This window comes from Myxococcus sp. CA039A (assembly GCF_013336645.1).
GTDB lineage: Bacteria > Myxococcota > Myxococcia > Myxococcales > Myxococcaceae > Myxococcus > Myxococcus llanfairpwllgwyngyllgogerychwyrndrobwllllantysiliogogogochensis.
In genome coordinates this window covers 1-21,943 of record NZ_JABUMQ010000190.1, presented here as the reverse complement: position 1 = coordinate 21,943, position 21,943 = coordinate 1, and the positions used below count along the sequence as shown (strand labels likewise).

Below are 21,943 nucleotides of genomic sequence, written 5' to 3'. Positions count from 1 at the left end.
GGGTGGGGCTTCGGGCTTCTGGGCTTCGTGTGATGCCGCGCACCCGAGGAACGCGGCGGCTGTTACCGCTCCGAACACTCTTCTCATCGACCCCTCCCAGGGACCTGGCCATGCGTCGAAGGACGCCGACCCTTACGGCGAGCTGTGACCATCGATTGCGAGGACGTGCTGGCGACTTCTAGGCCACCATGAAGGGGGCCGCGCAGTAGGAGCAGACGACCTTGTCTCCTGGAAGAACATTGTCCGCGCCCACCGGGGCATCACACGAGGGACACCTGCTGCCGACACTCTGCGCCCGCTCCAGCGCGTCCCGGTGGACGTACTCGCGCGACTCCGCCAGGTAGACGAGGTCCACCTCGTGACGGGCGATGAGCGCGGTGAGCAGCGCATCCGCCTCGTCCTCGGACACCTTGAGGTGAAGGGCCGCGTCGCTCGCGCGGAGCCGGATTTGTGCTCGGATGAAGCCACGCAGTTGCTCCCGGCGCCGAGCCGTCCGGGACGGCGCCATGCCTTTCTTCCACAGGAAGACCCCCACACCCACGAACACGACCGCCAGCGCCAGAACCAACCACCCGTCCGAGGCTTTCTTCCCTTCATCCGGCGAAACGATTCCCACCACGCCCACCGCCAGCCCCATCACCCCGAACACCGCGCCAGCGACCCCCACCCACGCGACCACCAGGCCCACGGCCCTCGCGAGCCAGTCGAGGACGCCCGGAGCACCAGGGCTCACGGCGGCGGGCGGCGGGGACACGGCTGTCAGCGGGGAGTCGTGACGGCGAGGAGTGTTCATGGAGTCTCACGGGCTGCGGGCGGGAGCCCCGCATCCTAGAGGCCGCCCCCGCGGCGGTGTCCCGGGAAAATCCGCCCCGCCGCGCCCGGCCACACTCCGGGCACGGCGAGGTTGTCACTCAGGGAAGGTCAGCCCTTCAGCCCTGAGGCTCCTGCGGGCACGTCGAGCACATGGGCGGGCAGTCCTGGGGGCACCACGTCGGCTCACCCGTGGAGCAGATGAAGTCACCGCACGGAGGCGTGTTGGGGCAGTCGATGGGGCAGGACCACCCATGCTCACCGTTGTTGCAGAGGCCGTCACCGCACGAGTTGCTGGGGCAGTCGCCGGGACACGTCGACGTCGTCTCTCCCCCGTTACAGATCCCATCCCCGCACGAGGTGCCAGGGCAGTCGGACGGGCACGACCAGGTCGTCTCCCCGTTGTTGCAGAGGCCGTCACCGCAAGTGGGCACCGAAGCGCAGTCCTCGGGACAGGTGGAGCTGCTCTCCCCGTGTGCGGTGTCACAGAAGTTGTCGCCGCAGATGTAGGCGCAGGGCTCGCACCACGGCCAACTGCCCCCGCATGGGCACTGCTCGAGCCCGGCCTCCACCTGTCCCGGCTCCATCACTCGGGAGTCGGGAGAAGACTCGCCACACGCGGAGAAGAGCCCCAGCGTCAGGCTTGCCACGACGACCAACAGACGAGACTTCATGGGCGACTCCTTGGAAAAGGGGGTGTCCAGGGTAACCCAGAATATCATCTCAATAACAAACACAGACGATGCGTGATTGCGCGGGACGTCATGGACGCGACTTCCCCCAGGGAGTCCGCGCCTGGCACCCGGACACATCGACAGGGTCTCCCCTCACCCGGCAGCGTCATTCGACGTTTCTTCTCTCGGACGGAGTGACAGGTCCACGTGCCGTGTGTTACCCCGAAAGACCACCTCGTTGGTGTTCAAACAGTACGTCTGGTTACTGACACCAACCCATCCAGGGCCGTTTCCGTGGAGCCATCGCGGAGGGTCCTGCCATGCCCAAAAGTGAGGAACCGCGTGAGCGCTACATCCAACGCGGTGCGGCCCCTGTCCCTGGGACAGCGATACCGTGCCTATACCCACAGGAACCTGGACGAGCTGACGGCGAGGGCACGCCTGTCGTCGGACGAGCGGCTCGCCGTGCAGGCGGTGGCCCAGGTGCTCCCCTTTCGCGTCAACACGTACGTGGTGGATGAGCTCATCGACTGGTCCGCCGCGCCGGACGACCCCATCTACCGGCTCGTGTTTCCGCGGGCGGACATGCTGCCCGCATCCGACGTCTCGCGCATCGTCGACCTGATGCGCTCGGGGGCTCCCGCGCTGGAGCTGGCGGGTGTGGTGCGAGACATCCGCGCGAGCCTCAATCCGCATCCCGCCGGGCAGATGCAGCTCAACGTGCCCAAGCTCGCCAACGAGGAGCCGCTGCCGGGGCTCCAGCACAAGTATCAGGAGACGGTGCTCTTCTTCCCGAAGCAGGGACAGACGTGTCACGCCTACTGCACGTATTGCTTCCGCTGGGCGCAGTTCGTGGGGGACGCGGATTTGAAGTTCGCCTCGCGAGACATCGCCCCCATGGTCGACTACGTGCGCGAGCACCCGGAGGTCACCAACGTGTTGTTCACCGGAGGCGACCCCATGGTGATGAGCGAGGCGGTGCTGGCGCGCTACATCGAGCCGCTGCTGGACATCGAGCACCTGGAGGCCATCCGCATCGGCACCAAGGCGCTGGCTTACTGGCCGCAGCGCTTCGTCACGGACCCGGACGCGGACGACACGCTGCGCCTGTTCGAGAAGGTGGTCGCCTCCGGCAAGAGCCTGGCGTTCATGGCGCACTTCTCCCATCCCAACGAGATGGTGCCGGATATCGTCCAGGAGGCGGTGCGCCGCATCCGCTCCACGGGCGCGGTCATCCGCACCCAGGCGCCGCTGATTCGCACCATCAACGATGACGCGGCGACGTGGGAGCGCATGTGGCGCACGCACCTGCGCCACGGCATGGTGCCGTATTACATGTTCATCGAGCGGGACACGGGACCGCAGGACTACTTCGCCGTCCCGCTCGCCTCCGCCTACGACATCTTCCGGAGCGCCTACCGGCAGGTGTCCGGCCTGGCGCGCACGGTGCGTGGCCCGTCGATGTCCGCCACGCCCGGCAAGGTGTGCGTGGATGGCGTGACGGAAATCGGGGGCGAGAAGGTCTTCATGCTGCACTTCATCCAGGCCCGGGAAGCGGAGTGGGTCGGCAAGCCCTTCTTCGCGAAGTACGACGAGAGGGCGACGTGGCTGTTTGATTTGAAGCCCGCCCTGGGTGCCACGCACTTCCCCTGGGAGCAACCCGCTATCCCCCCAGGATGAGGATGGCCATGCCGAGGATGAGCACGGCAATCATCCCCGACTTCAAGAGGACGTTGGCCTCGCGGAAGAAGAGGGCCGACAGGACGAAGCCCACGATGAGGCTCGTCCTGCGCAGCACGGACAGGTGCGTCACCATCGCCTGCGGCTCGGTGATGGCGACGAAGTAGATGAGCTCGGCCGCCACCCAGGAACACCCCACGAGCGGAATGCCCCAGCTCCAGGTGAGGCCCAGGCCCAATCCGCCGTTGCGCAGCATGTACGGCACGAAGACGAGCGCGGACAGCAGGCAGCGCTGGAACGCGGAGCTGGCTTGCAGCTCCAGCACGGGCAGGCCGAGCCGCGAGACGAGGAACTTGTCATACACGGTGGTCGCCGCCGACAACGCGGTGGCGGACAACATCCACCACACGGAGCGGTTCTTCGCCAGCACCAGCCCCTCCTTCCGGCCGACGATGGAGAGCACGTAGTACGAGCAGACGGTGAGCATCAGCCCGAGGAACTGCACGGGCGTCAGCAGCTCGCGGAACATCAGGAAGCCGCCCGCCAGCGTCCACAGCGGGCCGGAGGCGCGCACCGCTCCGGCGATGGAGATGGGCAGCTCGCGGACCGCGTAGTACGCGAGAATCCACGACGCCGTCATCGCCACGCCCTTGGGCAACAGCCACGCCTGCTCCCGCCATGTCAATCCAAACGGCTCGACGTGGATGGGCAGCGCGCCCGGAATCAACACCGGCACCCAGCACAGCGCGCCAAAGAGAGAGGACCACATGACGACGGGGATGACGCTGTTGCCCGTCATCGCCTTCTTCGTCCAGACATCATAGAGGCCGAGCATCACGCCCGCGCCCAGGCCATACGCAATCCACATGGTTGAGGGTCTTCGAGGCAAAGAGGTGCCCGCTCGGGCCCACGGCTTCGTGAGGCCCGAGTCGGGAGCACGGCGGAGCGACACGCCCCGCCGGCGAGAAAGTCTTCCCGTCAGCCTTCGAGCGAGCGGAAGGCGTCCAACGTCTGACGCAGGTGCTCCGGAGACTTCGTGCCCGTCAGCACGTAGCCGGAGAAGCGCTGCCCGAGGATGTGAGTCAATGACTCGCGCATGGACAGCCGCGCGTCCCTTCCCTCCTCCTGGAGCAACTGGCCCATGGCGAAGGGGCGGTTGACCAGGACCTGGAGCCCGTGTCGGACCGCCAGCTCGAACGCCGGCTCCAGCGTCCGGTGGAGCAGGTTGTAGGGGAACTGAAGGAAGGAATAGACGCCCGCGGCACAGGCGGCCTCGGCGCCGGCCCAATCACTCACACTGGCGCCCACGCGGGAGACCCCGAGCGTCCCCGCGTACTCGAGCACGCGCAACACCTCGGGCGAGCCCACGTTGGCGGCCGTCGCCTTGTGGACCTGGAGCAGGTCGATGTGCCCGAGCAGCCGCACGCTCTCGTCCAGGCTCCGGCGAAGCGCGTCCGGCGAGTGGTCGGTGAAGGACGTGTTCCGCACCGCGTCCCAATGCTCACCCAGCTTGGTGGCCACGAAGACGGAGCTCCGCGCGGAGCCGAGCCCTGACAGGAACGCACCGAAGCGCTTCTCGCTCGAGCCATACGCGGGAGCGGTGTCGAAGCAGCGGACCCCCAGTTCGAGGGCGGTGTCGAGCAGCCGTCTGCCGTCGGCCTCCGACGGAGGCGGCTCGGCGCGGTAGCCCCACCTGCGCCCGAGCGAGAGCAGTCCGAGCCCCAGCTCCACGGGCCGTGTCCCGCTCATGACTTCACCTTGGGGTGATAGAACGCCTGCGGCTTCACGTCCTCGGCGCGGAAGCCACCATTGCCCAGGATGACCTGTCCCACGCCCAGCACCAGGCCCCGCGCCGTGCCCGAGCCCTTCAACACGGCCGCGCGCACGTCCGGGTCCGGGGCGCTGAAGGCCGCGCCCGCCGCGAGCTGACAGGTGTCCACGGTGATGGCCCCGAGCACCTGCGTCCCGGAGCCGAGCACGCTCTCTCCGAACACGGACACGCCACCCAGATACCGTCCCCCGTCGCCCACGGTGATACGGGCGCCAGCGCGATTGGCCTTCGCGGTGAAGCCGCCCTCGCCGAACTGGTTGCCGTCACCGACGAGGATGCTGCCCGTCTCGGCGGCCAGCAGCGTGCCCGTGTGGAGGATGTTCCGGCTGCCCAACTGGAACTCCGCCGAGGCCGCGCAGGTCAGCGTGACACACGGATGGATGACATTGCCCTCGCCGATGCGCAGGTGCCGCGAGATGAGCACGGAGAACGGGTCATAGATGACGTTCCCCGTGTCCGCGAGCGCGAGGACCTCCTCCACGGTGAGCAGGCCCGCCGAGCGCCGGGGCGCATCCAGGGCCGCGAGCAGGTCAAGCCGCATGGGTGGCCTCCCGCACGACGGACGAGAGGCTCGCGTGCAGCACGTCACACGGGCGCTTCGCGATGAGCCCATCCTCCAGTCGCTCGTAGAGCCGCGCCGTCAGCACGTCCGTGAGGAACGGCGCCTCCGTCATCTTCCCCGGCAGGATGCAGATGTGGCCGGGCACCGGCTCGTGGATGGCGATGTTGAGCGAGCGCGCGGAGCCCGCGTCGGGCGCGAAGTCCACCTTGGTGCAGGCCACGTCGCTGTGCGGCCCCGCGTTGCGCCAGCCCGGCACCAGTCGCTCCAGCGCGCGGTGGAGGTTGTCCGCCCGCTCGGGCACCACGTGGTAGTCGGGATTGGCGCACAGGAGCGCGTCCTCGTTGAGTCCCACGACGCTGTAGTCACCGTGGTGCATCATCGCCGCCTCGTGCGGGTCCACGTAGAACAGCCCGTGCCCGCCCAGGCGCGGCACCACCACCAGGTGGCTCTTCCAGTAGCGGATGGGCAGCTCCAGCCCGAAGAACTGGCGGAACAAATCTCGCGCCCCGAAGCCCGTCGAGTAGACGAACAGCCGCGACTCGATGTGCAGCGTCTCCCCCTCGGCGGTGATGACGGTGGCCTCCGAGCCGCTCACGCGCTCCAGCCGCGAGCCGGTGAGGACCTCCGCGCCGCCCTGCTGCGCGGACGTGTACAGCTTGCGATACAGCATCCGCGTGTTGATGCTGACGTCAGCGACCTCGAACACCGCGGACGCGCGGGACAGGTCCGCCGACGAGAAGCGCGCCTGGGCCTGCGCGTGCGTCAGCGGACGATGGCTGACGCCCGCCTCCTCCCAGCGAGAGACGAGCTCCTGGAGCCGGTCCGCGTCCCGCACCAGCACGAGCGGCGGCCGGTCCGCATCCTCCACGGCCTCCGGCGCGAAGGCTCGAATCTGCTCGTGCCCGTAGATGCACCGCCGCGCCACCTGGATGGCCGCCTGTCGGTCCTTCACCGAGCCGGCGTGATAGCTGCCCCGATGCAGCCAGCCCTCGTTCCGGGTGGAAGGCCCACTGGCCAGCGTCGGTTGCTTCTCCAATAACAACAACCGCAGTCCGAGCCGCGCCAGCTTGTGGCTCGCCATCAGCCCCGTCACGCCTCCGCCCACCAGCACCACGTCATATCGACGGATGTTTCGCATCACGTAGCTCTCCCTATGTCCTGTCACACCGTCACGCGCCCTCCGTGACGAAGAATTTTCACAATCGTGACTTTCACGATTAGCTCGATTTGCTACTATTGACGCTTTGCGTCTGACTTAGGAAGGACGCGGCGGGTGTGGCGCCTGGGAGGCGTGAAGCACCATCCCGGGTGGGCTCGCGCGGAAGTCCCCGAGCGAAGGGCACCGAAGCAAACTCACGAGGGGCGTTCTCCTGGAAAATCATCAGGAGGCTGCAACCGTGCGACGGATGTTCAGGCTGCTGTGCTGTGTGGGCGTGCTGGCGGCGTGTGGTGGCTCGGAGACGGACGAGGACTTCGAGCAGGAGAGCGACCCGGGCACGCGGCTGGCGAGCGTGAAGCTGGCGGACGGCCAGGCGGTGACGTTCTACGAGGTGCCCGACTACGGCATCGTCACGGTGGTGAAGGGCCCGCGAGGCACGCCGATGCCGGACGCGGCGGCCTTCGACGGCATGCCCATCCCGGACATCTACCGCAAGTTGTCGGGGGGCCAGGAGCCGCCCGCCGCGCTGGTGGAGGCCGCCCGCCGCGTGCCGTCCGCCCTGGCACAGACGCCCGTGCGCGAGGCGATGGCGCCCGAGGGCAAGGCGCAGACCTCCCTGGGGCCTTCAGGGGACGGCGTGAGTCAGCTGGCCGTGCCGGACACCGCCTGGTGGTCCGCCAACTTCTGCCAGGGCCTCAACACCGAGTACGACGAGCTCTGGTGCCCGCTGGGTGTCTACAGCTGGGCGCACACCGGCTGGGGGCCCGTGCAGAAGTACTATCAGGCCTGCGCCACGACGGGTGAGGCCACGGGCTCGCTGTGGATGGACAAGTGGGCGAGCGGCGCGTGGCAGCGCCTGCAGACCGCCACGCTGCCCAAGTGGTGGTGGACGTGCGTGTGGGGCGTGGGCGCGGCGCAGTACCGCTCCGGCCTGGACGCGACGGCCAACGCGCTCTTCGTGGCGCGCTACCGCTACGCCATCCCCAACATCATCGGCAGCGCAGGGGACCTCCCGGCCGACCGCAGCTACCCGAACTTCGCCGACAACATCCAGGGCATCACCCACAACTCCACGCACTGGTTCCTGACGCGCAACACCACCAACTTCTGGAAGGACGAGGCCACGAATGGAATCATCGCGAAGCAGGCGATGACGGCCATCAACGACGACCCGCCGGAGCGCTTCCACATGCCGACGCCCTGGTACAACGCGGGCTTCCGGCACTACGGCGACCTGGTGCACGTCAATGGCTACCTCTACATCGCCATGGATGGACCGAGCCAGGGCGGCGCCGTGGGCGTCTTCAACACGAGCATGCAGTACATCGGCTACGCGTCGCTGCCGAACTGGTCTGGTGGCGTGGCGTTCCTCGCGTACAACCCGCGTGACGGGCTGTTCTACGCGGCGACGAACGCCTTCGGGGCGACCTCGCTGCGCGGCTATTCCATTGGCCTGTCTGGCAACACCGTCACCGTCATCCACAAGCGCACGCTGACGCTGTCGAGCAGCATCCCCGTGGGCGCCTGGATTCAGGGCGGCAAGATTTCCGCGCGCGGCAACCTGTACATCAGCGTGGGCGGCGGCGGGCAGACGTCCGGCATCTACATGGTCGACGTGGTGAACGGCTTCGTGCAGACGTATTACTACGTGCCCTACGGCTCCTCGGACGAGTTCGAGGGCCTGGACCTGTGGGATTTGGACGCGGACCAGCGCATCGGCGCACGCGGACAGATTCACATGCAGAAGATCAACATCGACCTGCCGGGCTTCGCCGACGACTACTGGCTGTCGCACTACCGCGTCGACGACCCGAGCAAGCTGTAGCAAGGGGAAGGGACGACCTCGAGCACCAAGGAGCCCGAGGTTTCAATCCACCCCGCACGGCGAGGGCCCGCGGCTCGACCCCGGAGCCAACGGCCCGCCCATAATGAAACACAGGCTCCGCGCGCCGTCGCCCCCCCTTTTCACCTGGAAAAGGCTGGCAGAGGTAGGAACCATGTCCAGCCGCCTTCATCTACCGCGTGACGACGCTCCGCAGCCCCGTTCGTGTCTCGAACTCCTGGGCTAGTTGAGCCATCTCCGCCGAGTCATCGCAGCCCAGAACGAATGAGAAGGTGGGCTGAATGGGGTGGCGGTAGAGCAGCAGCGCGGCGTCTCCTCGCTCATACAGTGCGCAGTGCTCGACAGGAGGGATACGCTCGAAACCCTTTTCCACGGCCAGCGCGCTCACCACGCCCGAACGGAAGGCGGCGGCGGCATCTGCATCGTCTGGTGATGAGAACTTCCTCCGGAAGGGCAACTGTGGCAGGCGAAGCTCCTTGAATGCCTCGCAATAGAGGAATTCTTCCAGTCCCCAATACATCGGGTGACTACCTCCTTGAGGATAGTTCTCCTCCAACAACCTATTGACAACCAAGCAATCATCGAGCCCGTGAGGGCTCGAGCGGTCAAAGAACCAGTCCCAGCTATTGAACCCCTTGTCTCTGGCGAAATAGACATAGCGGCCATTCTTCAACCAAGGGAGGCTGTAGGCACCGAGCACCCCCTCGATGGAGAAAGAAGCCTCGGCAAGCTCAAGGTCGCCCATGCTTGCCCCCATTATCTCCAGGAAACGACGATAGACGCCCGGAAGGGAGCCCGCGTGCTTCTCCAGAACTTCGATGTCGAACATATCCGCAGGGACAATCTCTTGGGAGAATCCGGGGCGATACTTTTCGACAAAATCAACAAACTCCCTCATGGCCCATCCTTGAATTAGGGGCACTGTTTTTCACAGTACATGGCAGGAAGTCGCTTCTGGCATTCCGCGCATGACGGTACGTTTTCTCCATTACTGAATGTCTGCTCGCGCTCTTCTGGTTCGGAAAGTCTCTTCGTCTCCAAGTCCTCTATCCGAACCGTGAACTTTACCGTAGGTCCTCTATCTGGCTTGAATCCTTCGACGAGCGGGTAGTACAGCCGCTCGATGAGTTGCCGAGGACCATGCCCACCATTCCTCTCCATGATCTGCTTGGCGGCACACATCCATTTCTCCTCCGGCACTCCAGAGTTGACGGGATGACCGGCGCACTCAAATCCCGCTGATTTCACGGCCTTTACGAATCCCGGAGGCGCGTGCCCCGAACAGGCAGCTATCTTCTTGCCCTTGCACTCGCAGACCATGACACCAATCATGTACCCCTTCATGAAGGTTCTTCCGTCTCCGCTAAATCTCAGCACGGCATTCGCCTTGAAGAATTCGTCAAGCGAATTGAGTTGCCCCTCTAGCGCTGAAATCTCTGCCGGCAGCGCAGCGAACTCTTCTCTCTGTCTGGGGTTTAGCCCCTTCCCCTTTCGCCTGTTCTCCTCAGTGTCCTTTGCCGCCAACTGAGCCTGATTCTTTTCTTTTTGATTCTTCTCCTTGGCGACCTTGCTCCGCTGGAGAATTTGCTGTTTCTGGGCATCGAGAGCCTGCTGCACTTCCTCAAACAGGGCGGCAATGACGGTCTGCGTCTCCTCGCCCGCTTCCAGCGGATGAGTCTTCCCGCAGAGCGAGCACGGAATGTCGTCGCCGTAGATAACGGTCATGGTTCCAGAAGCCTGGATGATGCCCGTCATGGTGGCCGCATTCGCGGGACTGCCAGAGGGGCCGCAGTTGTTGAGCATGGGGTCGCCCAGCAACTGCACATTCCTTCCTTCGATTTTGACGTTCATCGAGCCGGGGCCGATGAACTTCGTGGGACCGTGGGTATTGCTGGAGATGAGCCCACCTCCTGTCCCCTTGCTGGCCATGTCCCCCTTGCTGCCGAAACTGGCGCCTGCGATGGCGACGGAGTGCCCATTGATGGTGACTGTCTTCGAGTACCCCTGAGGCGAGGCTCCGCTGTCGCCGATGTTGGGCAACGGGGTGGGCACGAAGGGAGCCGGCGGACCGGGCATCTTGCAGACGTTGGGCAGCGTGGCTGCCGCGACCCCCGAGCTTCCCTTGGTGACGGGCGTTCTCGGGGAGTTGACTGTTACCTTGGTCATGGTTTCGCACCTTCTCCACTTCCGGACAGAGGCCTCTCCAGCAGTGCGGCGGCGCGCAACCCGGCTTCCGAGCTCCCCCAGAGTAGTGCACGGGGGCCGCTCGCGTACCGCCGCTGCCAGGACTGCGCGCAAAGGACGAGGTTCAGCGCTCCAGTGGCAGCCCCCACCTCGCCGCAGTTGCTCACGGGTGTGCGAATAACGGAGGCGTCGCGGAAAACAGCCCCCAGTCGCAGGGCGACGAAACCCCACTCCTCGGAGCGGTAGCGCTCGCCGTTGAGGTCGCCGTGGACGCACGCCACCATCTCACCCGTGCCCTTCAGCGGCGCGAGCGCTTCATTCACGGCTGCGGTCAGCCCATCACCGAGGTTGAGGTCATTGGTGTGGATGAGCCGCGTCTCCCGGGCCGTGGCGACGGCGCGCACCGTGGCATGTGGCACCAGCCCCCACCGTCGTGCATCCGGTGCGGCCATCACCGCGACAAAGGCAGCTGCTTCGCCAGGCGCGAAGCCCGTGCGAGCCCCCGCCTCGAGCCACTGTTTGCGCTCGCGCAGCCAGGTCAGCGTCTGGACATCATGGTAGCTGTCGATGCCCCCCACAATCACCAACGGGCAGCGCGCAGTGCGGCCCACCCGTGTCACCGCCTCACGCAACACCTCCAGCGCCGAGGCATGGCCCGTCAGCCGGGGCTCCACCCGCGGGCGCAGGTGCCCACCCCCGACAGCCGCGAGCGCGGCGACGACTCGCGAGGCATCCGCCGCCCTCCAGCCCGGGCGCTCCTCTGGGAGGCCCACTAGCACCGGCACTTCGACATTCACCGGCGGAAGCGCAGGCGCCAGCCTGGCGAGGACTTCTTCCAACGCCGCTGCCCCCATTACAGCCATGCGTGCGGCACTGCTCCATTCCTGTGAGTTCAAGAGTCCGTCCCTCGCGATGAACGAAGCGGGCTGGTGCCCCAACTCCGGCATCTGGAGGCGCCGCACGCGGCTGATGCCCGCACGCACAGCCGCCGCGACGCTCTCCGCGGTCGTCCCCACGGGCGCACGCGCTCCCGACGCCACGAGTACAGCCTCTGCCCCCATGTCAGTCCGCCCTCTCGATAATGGCCGTGAAGTCGAGGCGGTCGGTGTCCTGTGGGCCGACCCTCAACCCTGTCTGGAAAACCATGCGCACCTTCTTCAGCTCGGGCTCAACGACGACCAAGCCCAGGGTGGCCTCGTGAAAGCGGCGGAAGGCGCCGAAGTAAGTGGTGAAGCCGAAGCGCAGACGCGGCAGCGTGAAGTGGAGCGAGCCTCGCGGCGTAAGATGCACAAGGGCCACCTTCTCTCCGCCGACGAGGCGGCGCGAAGGCCGCTGGTCGACGGGGGCACAGAGAGCGGAGCGCTCGTCGAAGTCTCGCGGCAGCAGTGGATGTCGCGTCTTCCGCCAGGCTTCGTCGAAGGTGCCTGTCAGCTCAAGGCGCGGCGACCAGTGACTGGCAATGGGGCCGAATCCGGCCGGGCCCATTTCCGCCGGAGTTCCCCGCAAGTACTCGATGCGATGGGCGGGCTGATCCACCCGGTGAGACGCTCTGCTGGCAACCCCGCGGCCCACGGGGTTGCGTAGGTCGCTGACATGCTTGCGCGCGTCCGAGTCGCGTGTGTCGGTGCCTCCCCATGCCCACTCGTAGAGAATGGGCTGGCTGATGAACGGCTTGGGGGACGAGGGTTTCACGCCCGTCAGGCCTCGCGTGTAGAAGCGCTCCCCGTGGACCACCAGCATCTTGTCCACGTCGTGGATGCGGGCGGCCACCTCGACGCTGGGCGAAGGCCGCCCCCCTGGTGCGTGTGCACAAGCATTGATGAGGACGTCGGTGTGAGGCTTGGGCGGGACGAGTTCGGCCTCGTAACGCAGGCTGGAGCAGCCAGGTTCTCCCCAATAGATGGGCTCCCGCAGAAGAGGCTCCTGATCGCCCACAGGGAGCAGGCCGCCCGCGTCGTCGACATCAAAAGTCGCCTTGAGTGCGATGACCCAGAGGTGGTGGCCGTCCTTGTCGCGGACCCACGTCCGCTCGGCCGCGTATGGTGTCTTGTTCTGAAGTGCCCACATGGTTGATGACGAGGTGTGGCCAGAGAAGAGGAGCGGCGTGGAATCCGTCGTCAGCGCAAGCCGCTGTCGAAGGATTGCATGCGGATTCGGGAGCTGGCGGCCCTGGCCTTGGCCATCTCCGCGCGCTGAACATGCGTGAAGGCCCGTGTCCGCACCATCAACGTGCCCCGACTTCGCAGTGCAAGCTCGCGTGCCAGGGCGTGGCGGCGCCTCATGGGACTGGTTTCCAGTGCCTCCACGAGGGCGGTGCCGCTAAAGGGCTGGCCGTGAAGGTACCGCGTGCCCTTTACGAATCGCCTCTTTTCATCTCTCCACCAGCCCTTGATAGCGGCCACGTTCGGCCATGGCGGGTCGTCCTCGGGCTTGGGCTCCAGGTCCGCGTCCAGATCCTCCTGGAACTCTGCCAACGGTGCAGCCCCTTCGGGCCTCTCCCCAGCAGGGAGGGCGTAGGGGCCCTCCAGCCGCAAGCCCGTCATGGCCGAGAAGGACTCCCCCGCCAGTCGCGCCATGTCGGGCACTTCCAGGTACGAAAGGCATACCTCCATGGCCGACACCCTGCCACTGAATCCCAGAGCCCAGAGGACGTGGGGACGGAGGTCCTCCGCGTCGAGCAGCGCCAGCAGCAAGGGAACATCCGACTCATTGCCTCCCATGGCGAAGAGCACCATGGCTTCGGGGCTGTGTTCGTCGTGAGCGCGCACGGCGGCGCGGCATGCCTCCCATGCCTGCCTCACGCCGATAGTCAGTCCTGCGCCCATCGCTGCCGCACGAATGCCAGGGTGGGAGGAGTCCAGCAACATGGGAAGCAGCTTTCGCGCCGCATCTTCCGGTAAGGGCATTGCGGCACGCAGGGCAGCGACCCTCACCCGTTGCTCGTCATGTGCGAAATAATGCGCCAGCACCTCGGGTGGTGCCTCCCGGCGGAACGAAAGCATCTCCAACACCTCGGCCCGCGGGGCGGCGTCTTCCCGCGTCAGCAAGTCAAGCAGGCGCGCACCCAGCCCGGGGGCCTCGCTGAGTTCCAGTGCTCGTCGAATGGCGGTGCGCGCTTCGGGCTCGGCTCCACGCAGTCGCCGCAGGATCTCATCCACCTCGCCAAGGGCAAGCAGAGAGTAGGCCGCCGCGGAGACCCGGAAGGGGTCTTCTGCATCGAGGGCCGGGCGCAGCACGGAATCGGCAGAGGTGGCCGCGCCAATGACAAGCCCATCCAGATGCGCGAGGAGGAGTTCCTCCAACCTCGCAGTCTCAATCAAGGTGAAGTCCGGAGCGCCCAGCGAGTTCTCCCATTGCAGCCATCTAAAATCAGCCTCGTCAAGATGCTCCTCCAGCACGTCTACCAACAACATGTGGTGCCCTCCCCTGGATTCCGCGAGCGTAGCAGCAAGGGCTGACCTGGACGTGCGAAGGATTTCATGCTGCTCTTGCGGCCGGCACATGAGAGTCATTCCTTCGAGTGCATTGGCGATTCTGACCACGGATTGGGAAACCCGTGGACGGAATAGCGAGTACGGAACCTCGCATGACCATTCGCCGTCAGCTTGTGAACAATGCCCGGCGGTGGCGTGGGGTGGTTGATGCAGTGTCCTTCAGCAGCATCACCCCTCGGAGAAGGTCTGCTTGGCAATCATTCACCGGCACAGGCTGGCTGCAGAACCTCACTGCGGCCGCCACCCTCGAGGATTTCGACTTCCCCTCGAAGTTTGCTCGCTCGGTCGCCCTTGGGTTCTCCGAGGAGAACCTTCAAATGAGGGGATAGCTCAGCCCCGCACGGCGAGGGCCCGCGGCTCGACCCCTGAGCCAACGGCCCGCCCATAATGAAACACGGGCCCCGCGCGCCGTCGCCCCCCGGACACCCTTCGTTCGGGGGGCTGGTGATACAGCGACAGAGGCGACAAGGCTGCCGGCGCCGCATGGAGCGGGTTTGTCGCATCGGAGTGGCTGTCCATGAAGTGCGTCGGATTCAGAGTGTTCGTGAAGGGGCTGGCCCTGGGGTCTCTGCTGTGGATGACGGCATGCAACGTGCCCATCGAAGCGGAAGAAGAGACAGGGGAGTTCGTGTCTCAAGAAGAGTCATCCCTGGAGTCACCGCTGGTTCCCGGCGTTCCGTGTGCCGACGGAACCATGGAGCAGATTTTCTCGGGAGGCATGGCCGGGTGCGCGGGCAAGGTCACCTGGGGCAGCCGCGCCTCGCTCTGCGCGCCTGGCTTCCGCCCCGCGAGCGCGCGGGAATGGGACACGCTGTTCCTTGGACTCGCGCCCGCGCACAACTACTGGACCAACGATGACCTGCGCTACAGCGGCGTGTCGGGGACCTGTAGCGTCTCGTACGTGACGGGCACCGCCTGTCCCGCCGGTCAGCCCATGCGCGTGTGTACGGCCGCCGGCACCGACGCGGAAGGCAATACCTGCAACTGGACCGGGTGCGGCTTGCTGGCGAACACGCCCAACAGGTTCTTCGGAGGCTGCGCGGGCAACACCACGGCGGGCACGCTCTGCGTTCCTCGGGGATGCGCGGATGGTTCCGTCGAGCAGACGTTCTCCAACGGCATGGTGGGCTGTGCCGGGAGTACGAACTGGGCGGGTCGCGCCGCGCTGTGCGCCCCCGGGTACCGGGTGGCCACCTCCGCCGAGTGGGTCGGCCTCCATGGCACGAGCGTGCCCACGCACCACTACTGGACCAACGACGACCTCAAGTACACCGGCTCGGCGGCGGCGTGCTACGTGAGCGCGACGGTGGGGAGTGCGTGCCCCGCCGGACAGCCGATGCGCGTGTGCCGGTCCACGGGCACCGACGCCGAAGGCAACACGTGCAACTGGGTCAACTGCGGGTACGGCGCGCTCCCTCCGCCCAACCAATACTTTGGCGGCTGCGCGGGCAACCCCACGGCGGGTGCGCTCTGCGTGCCGACGCGGGGCTGCGCGGATGGCTCCGTCGAGCAGGTCCTCACCAGCAACCTCGTGGGCTGTTCAGGCGTGGTGACGTGGCCCAATCGCAATCAACTGTGCGCCCCGGGCTGGACGGCGAGCACCGCGAGCACCTGGACCAGTCAGCATGGCCTCGCGGCCCCTCGGTACAACTACTGGACCAGCGACAACCTGCGCTATCTGGGCACGGGCTCGTCCGCTTGCGCGGTGTCGACCACGTCCGGCACGGCCTGCAACGCGAACCAGCCCATGCGCCTGTGTACGCCGGCTGGGACAGATGCCCTGGGCAACCAGTGCAACTGGACACACTGCGGCTACCAGACCAACACCCCCGACCACTACTTCGGCGGCTGCAACGGCAACACGACGGCCGGAACGCTGTGCCGGCTGTGACCCACGACTCCGTGTAGCGGATTGAAACGGACCGGCGCGGCGGCGCCCCTCCCGTCGCCGCCGCTGCGTCAGTCCCCCGGGCGCGAAGTCAACCTCGCGCCCGGGTCCTGAACGTCAGGGCTACTTCACACCGACGGCGGTCCAGCTCTCCTTCACCTTCGCCACCTCGGTGGAGTCCGCGCCGTAGAGGTCCGTGGCCGCCTGGATGGTGGCGGTGCGGGCCTGGGCGAACGTGGTGCTCGGCGTCATGTAGTGGGCCAGGGCGCGGTAGTAAATCTTCAGGCCCTTGTCCATGCCGACGCCGTCCTTCACCTCGAGCTTGGACGTGCGGTTCGTCCCGCCGTTGGCCAGCAGGTAGAAGGCGTTGTTGGCGATACCGCTGGAGCCGTGCACCTCCGTCTGCTTCGGGTAGTCCTTGTAGTTGTCGATGGAGTACCCGTCCTTCGTGGGGTCGTCCATGTAGCGCAGGCCGTCCGTGTCGTCGCCGTTGGTCGGCGTCCAGGCCGTCTCGCCCACCGTCCAGTTGAACTTCACCGCGGAGTTCTTCGTGGACGCGTACCACTCCACGCCGGCGCCCATGATGTCGCTCATGGCCTCGTTCAGACCACCGGACTCGCCGCGGTAGACCAGACCGGCGGTGCGCTCGGTGAGGCCGTGGGCGATTTCATGGCCCGCGATATCCAGCGCGGTGAGCGGACCGGAGTCCACGCCGTCGCCGTCGCCGTAGCTCATCTTCTCGCCGTCCCAGTACGCGTTGACGTAGTTCTCGCTCACGTGCACGTAGTTGACGAGCTTCTCGCCCTTGCCGTCGATGGAGTCGCGGCCGAGCACGTCCTTGAGGAAGTCGTACGTCATCGCCGCGCCGTAGTGCGCGTCCACGGCGGCCTGGTTGCGCTTCGGGTCCGTCGCCTCGCCCCAGACGTTGTTGTCGTCCTTGAAGGGCGTGGTGCCGCTGGCCTCTTCCTGGTTCTTCGCGTCGTACGTCGACACGCCCTTGCCGCGCGTGGTGTCTTCCAGCGAGTACGTCCCGTCCGCGTTCTGCTTCGTCTTCAGGTCCACCTTGCCGCTGTAGAGCGAGGTGTCATCCGCCGTGCCGGGCGCGGGCGGCTCGGTGGGGGGCTCCGTGGGCGGCTGGGTGGCCTTGGGCGAAATCGACAGGCCCCAGTTGTTGAGCTTGCCCTTGTCGCCCTTCGCGTTGTCCTTCACCGTCAGCGTCCACTCGCCCTTGGCCGTCTCGCCGGCGAAGACGCTCAGGTCGAAGTCACCCTTCACGTTGTCGGTGCTGCCACCGGTGCGGTTGTGCACCGCGGCGCTCTTGCCAGAGGGGCTCGTCAGCGTGACGGTCAGGTCGCCCTTGTACGTGTGGCTGATGTCCAGCGACAGCTTGAGCTTGTCGACGGTGACGTCGTCGGCCACCTTCACCTTGGAGGTGACGGTGCTGTTGTCCTTGATGGCCGCGTTCGGCGAGGTGGAGACCTTCACGTCCGCGGGCGGCGTGGCGGCGGCGCCCTTGGTGCCCTTGGTGGCCGCGGCGTCACCCGTGCCGTGCGTGGCGCAGGGGCAGTTCTTGAAGCCGTCGATGGTGTTGAACTTCTCGTAAATCTTGCCGGTGTTCGCGTCGACCAGGTAGTTCATCCGGCGCGGGTTGTCGGTGCCATTCACATTGGCGACCTCGACGCGGTACGCGGAGCGGTACTCACCGGACGGGTCCTTGTAGATGACGCGCTCGGAGTTCGGCTGACGGTCCGGCTTGCCCGCGAAGTCCTTCAGCGCGATGTCCAGCACCTGCGCGTGGGACAGCTGGGGCTTCTGCGTGCCCAGGCCGGCGGGAATCGTGGACTGGTCACCGGTGACGCTGCTCACCTTGCCGTCCTTGCCGAGGTGAGACACCACCTGCTCGGCATACACCTTCACGCCCTCGTGCTGCCGGTCCAGGCGCACGTGCGTCATCCCCAGCTCGTCGCGCTCCACGTTCTTCGGGACGAAGGCCGGGTACTGGATGCCGCCCCGGAGCCCCTGCGTCGCGGGCTTGCTGGTGGCCGGGGTGAGGTGCTCCAGCGAAGTCTGGATGGCGGACTGCGCCTCCTTGCTCTCCAGCGACAGGCGGCCCACGGGAGCCGGCAGCGGCTTCAGCGTCTGCTCGGCGCGCGCCAGGTCGGTGGTCTTCGCCGCGGGACCGAAGCCGTCCTTGATGACGTTCGGAGCCGTCCGGGTCTTCGCGGTGTTCTTCGGCTGAGCCTCAGCGGAAATGGTGGGGAGGACCGTCGGCTTCGAACCATCAGTGCGGCGAATGCTCATGGGTCTCAGAACTCCGTACGAGGTGGCTAAAGAGTTATCGCCAGAATGTATCAGGAAGTTCCCTGCTGATTTCCACTCCACCCCCTGGAGCCATGTGTCTGAATATTTCAGTCCGCGAGCCAGCGCGCGGAGGAGACCTTGTCTCCAAATCCCCAGGAATTGAGATTCACTTCTCGGAGTGAACCGTCTCCGATGAGGTCCTGAGTCTTGCCGCTGTAGTTGGAGTCGGCGTGGAGCCGCACGCGGTGTCCGGGCGGGAGGCACCAGCGCACGGCGGAGACCTTGTCGTTGAGCCCGTCGATGTCGTGGAAACGGGCCCAGTTCTTCGCGCCCCGGTCCGCGAAATCGAAGATGAACCCCCGGTCGCTGAAGTCGGAGTCGTCGTAGAAATCGACGAAGGCGCTCGCGAGGTTCGCGCCACACCCGTCGTTCGCCCAGATGTTCCGGAATTCCACCATCTTCACGGAGCCCGAGGGGCCGTCATCGGCGTGCTCGGTGGCGTAGAGGATGAGCTTGCGGTCCGCGCCCACGAAGACTCCGCCGGCCGCGTCGAGGTTGCACTGCCGCGCGCCGTCGTTGCTGCAATACAGGTGTTTCGCCGCGACGTGCTCCAGGCGCAGGTGGCCGTCCAGACTCACCCGGTAGAGGTGGGCGTAGTCGTCGCTGACGGGGCCCCAGCGCAGGCCGCCGAGCAGCGTGCCCACCAGGTAGAGCTGACCGTTCTGACAGTCGGTGACGAAGTTGAGGTTCTGGAAGGGGCCCCAGGTATCGGAGGCCAGCTCCTCGCGTGCCCACTGGTCCACGCGCGTCCACGCGTTCGTCGGCGAGCGGAGGTCCGTGGAGGTGGAGAGGAAGACCTCGAGCACCTTCGCGTCGTACTGGCCGAGCAGCAGCAGGTAGCGCCGGTCGGACAGGCGCGTCAGCGAGGCCGTCCCCGCGTTCGCGGAGGCGCCGGGGATGAAGGCGAAGGGCTCGGGGGACAGGCCCTGGTTGAAGTCATACAGCGCGACGCGGCCGGCGCCAGGGCCCTGCTCCATGGGGAGCGCGAGGATGTTGCCCACCGCCTGCATGCCTCCGCCGTGGGCGTAGCCATTGAGCACGGGGAGCGCCGTCACCGCGCGGTCCTCGAGCGGTGGCGCAGTGTCCTCGGGTTGGGAGATGGAGGGGGACAGGCGGTTGGAGCGAAGGCGCAGTCCTTCACCGTTGCGCGAGGGGAGGTGGACGACGTGGCCCACGTTGCCGTTGGTGTTGCCGTCTCGCTTGGACACCACGAGGTAGCGCCCGGAGCCGAGTGACAGGCGTTGAATTCCCTGCCAGTGATTGTCACCGGGATAGGCCACGTTGAAGTTGAACGAGCCGGGGCGGAAGCCAAGCACCTCGCCATGGTCCCTGAGTTCATTGAAGCGCGCGGGCACGTCGGGGACGCAGAGGTTGCAGTCCGGGCTTCCCCAGACACAGGAGGTATCTCCCTGGAGGGGAATGAGCGAAGCGGACGTGGTGGTGACAGTGGGCGCGGAGGTGGCGTGCTCCGGGCCGCAGCCGGTGAGGCTCGCGAGTGACAGGGTTGTGGCCAGTGCGCGGGCCCACGTCTGGGAAAAGGTGCGGGGATGAAGGGGCATGGTCTCCTCGGGAAAAATGACGCGGGCGGCTCGGAAGCAACGGAGCGTATGGACCTGGTACGTCCAGGAGCATGGCTTGACCCGAGGGTGTCGTGCCATGCGACGCTTCTTCTTCGCGCTCCCCCCGGCGCGACAGGCCCGTCCCCCACCTGGAGTTCCCCCTCATGGCCTCGAAGGCGTACGCCGCCATCATGAATGTGTCGCAGTTGTTGTTGGACAAGGGCTTCGAGCCCCAGAACGTCTCGGAGGCGCTTGGACAAGTGGGTGTCGCGCTCGACGTCGACCGTGTCTATATCTTCGAGAACAGCAAGGCCGCCGATGGGAAGCTCTTGTGCAGTCAGCGATACGAGTGGACCGCGGCCTCGACCTCCGCGCAGCTCGACAACCCCGAGCTACAGAACGTGCCGTATGACGAGGTGCTGCCGTCCTGGGTGCCGCCGCTGTCCTCGGGCCAGGTGGTGAAGGGCCATCCCCGCGACTTCGCGTCCCCCGCGCGCGAGTTGCTGGAGAGCCAGGACATCCGCTCGCTGCTGGTGTGTCCCATCACGCTGGGCGGCGAGTGGTGGGGCTTCGTGGGCTTCGACGACTGCCGGACGGAGCGCGCGTGGCCCACGGCCGAGAGCGCGGTGCTTCAGGCCCTGTCCAATGCGCTGGCCGGCTCGCTGAGACATGCGCGACTTCGCAGCGCGCTCAGCGGCGTGCAGACACAGCTTCGCGCCATCATCGAGCGCTGCGCGAGCACGACGTCCTGAGGTGGAGACGCCCGGGAAGACGCGCTAGGCGCTGAGCCTCCTTCACGTCTTCCTTCGACAGGGACATGTCTGGAGGGCCCACCTCACAGCGGGCCTGCTCGAGTCAGGCCCGCTGAGCGCACTGCCTCTCTACCACTGCGCGGGGTCGGCGTCGGCGAAGGTGGTCCCCACGCCAATCTCGTCGAACCAGATGCTCCGTGTCCCCTGGCTGCCTTGCATGTATCCGTTGTCGTACCAGCCATTGGCATACAGCCCGACCCGGAACTGGAAGTAGCGGTCGTCCGCTATCGTCGTGTTCAGGTTGTACTGCTCCAGGACCTTCGTCCCGTCGAACCACAGCTTGTAGAAGCCCGTCCCGTCCGTGGCCCACTTCGCCTGAATCACAATCTTGTGCCACTCCCCCGCCGTCACCGTGGCCAGATTGCCGAACGTCACCGTCTTCTGATTGCAGATGGTGCCCTGCTTCACCCGAGTGAAGAGCTGGTTGCCCGAAATCCACACCATGCTCGACGGCATGTAATCGTCGCAGCCCGTGTCGGAGAAGTCCGCGATGAACTGCGCGATGTTGTACGACTGCGGCTGGAACTGCCAATCCGCCTGCAGCCGGAACGCGAAGCCGTAGAAGCCCGTGTCCCCTCGGCGGTACACGTTGCTTCGCATCACCTCCGAGTGGTACCGGCCGCCGTAGGCCGCATCGTAGATCTGCGTCATCTTGAGGCCCGTCGGCCCCTCGTAGGTGACGTTCGTCACCTCGTTCACCGAACCTCGGTGCTCCCGGCTGATGGAGTTCCAGCCAGACAACGTGCCCGTGTTGCGGAAGAGGGACGCCGCCTCGGCGACCAGCCCAAACGCCAACAACGTGGCACCGGCAACAACACCCAGTCTCTTGGTTTTCATTGTGCTCGGGGGTGAGGGGTTCGGGGCCCGCCCACGGCCTGACCCCGAAGTCCTCTTAACCAGGAAAACAAGACAGTGCATGCCGAGGTGAAGGGGACGTTTCCTTTCGAGCGCTCGGGCGCCGAAGCGCGGCGCGGGCCCCACCGGGTGGCGGCATTTATCCAGGCCGACTGGTGGTTTCGTCGAGGGACGTGGGGGCCAGGTGGCGAGGTGCCGAGCGAGGGGGCGAGGTGCCGCTCGGTGGTGGGC

At 66.3% G+C, this 21,943-nt stretch carries 18 protein-coding genes; 4 read left to right on the top strand and 14 right to left on the bottom strand.

The window, feature by feature from the left end:
* Positions 1-178 precede the first annotated feature (178 nt).
* Entirely contained in the window at positions 179-793 is a 615-nt protein-coding gene (locus HR086_RS28390) for a hypothetical protein (protein ID WP_254623847.1), read from the bottom strand.
* Between the two features lie 136 nt (positions 794-929).
* Positions 930-1,484: a tenascin-X gene (locus tag HR086_RS28385; RefSeq protein WP_141643066.1), complete on the bottom strand. Its 555-nt coding sequence runs from the start codon at positions 1,482-1,484 to the stop codon at positions 930-932.
* Positions 1,485-1,826: 342 nt separating this feature from the next.
* On the opposite strand from HR086_RS28385, the gene HR086_RS28380 reads away from it, so the two are divergent.
* Positions 1,827-3,164 carry a lysine 2,3-aminomutase gene (locus tag HR086_RS28380; RefSeq protein WP_174467184.1) on the top strand — a complete coding sequence of 446 codons (1,338 nt, stop codon included), beginning with the start codon at positions 1,827-1,829 and terminating at the stop codon, positions 3,162-3,164.
* Here HR086_RS28380 and HR086_RS28375 read toward each other — a convergent pair.
* From HR086_RS28375 to HR086_RS28360, 4 genes are all read right to left on the bottom strand, one after another.
* A complete protein-coding gene (locus tag HR086_RS28375) occupies positions 3,148-4,032 on the bottom strand; it encodes a DMT family transporter (RefSeq protein ID WP_174467183.1) in 885 nt (294 codons plus the stop codon). The two genes, HR086_RS28380 and HR086_RS28375, sit on opposite strands and share 17 nt — an antisense overlap.
* A 110-nt stretch (positions 4,033-4,142) precedes the next feature.
* Entirely contained in the window at positions 4,143-4,913 is a 771-nt protein-coding gene (locus tag HR086_RS28370; protein ID WP_174467182.1) for an aldo/keto reductase, read from the bottom strand.
* Positions 4,910-5,536, bottom strand: a complete 627-nt coding sequence (locus HR086_RS28365; RefSeq protein ID WP_174467181.1) for an AraC family transcriptional regulator — start codon at positions 5,534-5,536, stop codon at positions 4,910-4,912. Before HR086_RS28365 ends, HR086_RS28370 begins: the two co-directional genes overlap by 4 nt.
* Positions 5,526-6,695 carry an FAD-binding oxidoreductase gene (locus HR086_RS28360; RefSeq protein ID WP_174458214.1) on the bottom strand — a complete coding sequence of 390 codons (1,170 nt, stop codon included), beginning with the start codon at positions 6,693-6,695 and terminating at the stop codon, positions 5,526-5,528. The genes HR086_RS28365 and HR086_RS28360 overlap by 11 nt, the downstream gene beginning before the upstream one ends.
* Positions 6,696-6,954: 259 nt before the next feature.
* On the opposite strand from HR086_RS28360, the gene HR086_RS28355 reads away from it, so the two are divergent.
* On the top strand, positions 6,955-8,541 hold the full coding sequence (locus HR086_RS28355) for a hypothetical protein (protein ID WP_174467179.1): 1,587 nt from the start codon (positions 6,955-6,957) through the stop codon (positions 8,539-8,541).
* Between the two features lie 190 nt (positions 8,542-8,731).
* Here the strand turns inward: HR086_RS28355 and HR086_RS48735 are convergent, their stop codons facing one another.
* From HR086_RS48735 to HR086_RS28330, 5 genes are read right to left on the bottom strand one after another with little or no spacing between them, the layout of a single operon-like run.
* Positions 8,732-9,457: a hypothetical protein gene (locus HR086_RS48735; RefSeq protein WP_254626503.1), complete on the bottom strand. Its 726-nt coding sequence runs from the start codon at positions 9,455-9,457 to the stop codon at positions 8,732-8,734.
* A 14-nt stretch (positions 9,458-9,471) separates the two neighbouring features.
* The gene (locus tag HR086_RS28345) at positions 9,472-10,725 is read right to left on the bottom strand and encodes a PAAR-like domain-containing protein (protein WP_174467178.1); all 1,254 of its coding nucleotides are present in this window, start codon (positions 10,723-10,725) and stop codon (positions 9,472-9,474) included.
* Positions 10,722-11,759, bottom strand: a complete 1,038-nt coding sequence (locus HR086_RS28340; RefSeq protein WP_371745643.1) for a hypothetical protein — start codon at positions 11,757-11,759, stop codon at positions 10,722-10,724. The genes HR086_RS28345 and HR086_RS28340 overlap by 4 nt, the downstream gene beginning before the upstream one ends.
* A gap of 46 nt (positions 11,760-11,805) precedes the next feature.
* Complete coding sequence (locus tag HR086_RS28335; protein ID WP_174467176.1) at positions 11,806-12,810, bottom strand: DUF2169 domain-containing protein; 1,005 nt, start codon at positions 12,808-12,810, stop codon at positions 11,806-11,808.
* 50 nt (positions 12,811-12,860) lie between these two features.
* Positions 12,861-14,156, bottom strand: coding sequence for a TIGR02270 family protein (locus tag HR086_RS28330; protein ID WP_174467175.1), 1,296 nt, complete (start codon positions 14,154-14,156; stop codon positions 12,861-12,863).
* 598 nt (positions 14,157-14,754) lie between these two features.
* Between HR086_RS28330 and HR086_RS28325 the strand changes: the two genes are divergently transcribed.
* Entirely contained in the window at positions 14,755-16,128 is a 1,374-nt protein-coding gene (locus HR086_RS28325) for a hypothetical protein (RefSeq protein ID WP_174467174.1), read from the top strand.
* 120 nt (positions 16,129-16,248) lie between these two features.
* Here HR086_RS28325 and HR086_RS28320 read toward each other — a convergent pair whose 3' ends face one another.
* On the bottom strand, positions 16,249-18,426 hold the full coding sequence (locus HR086_RS28320) for a M4 family metallopeptidase (protein WP_174460515.1): 2,178 nt from the start codon (positions 18,424-18,426) through the stop codon (positions 16,249-16,251).
* 107 nt (positions 18,427-18,533) lie between these two features.
* Complete coding sequence (locus HR086_RS28315) at positions 18,534-20,045, bottom strand: hypothetical protein (protein ID WP_174467173.1); 1,512 nt, start codon at positions 20,043-20,045, stop codon at positions 18,534-18,536.
* 164 nt (positions 20,046-20,209) lie between these two features.
* On the opposite strand from HR086_RS28315, the gene HR086_RS28310 reads away from it, so the two are divergent.
* Entirely contained in the window at positions 20,210-20,797 is a 588-nt protein-coding gene (locus tag HR086_RS28310) for a GAF domain-containing protein (protein ID WP_141643054.1), read from the top strand.
* Between the two features lie 129 nt (positions 20,798-20,926).
* Here the strand turns inward: HR086_RS28310 and HR086_RS28305 are convergent, their stop codons facing one another.
* Entirely contained in the window at positions 20,927-21,694 is a 768-nt protein-coding gene (locus tag HR086_RS28305; RefSeq protein WP_141643053.1) for a polysaccharide lyase, read from the bottom strand.
* Positions 21,695-21,943 lie beyond the last annotated feature (249 nt).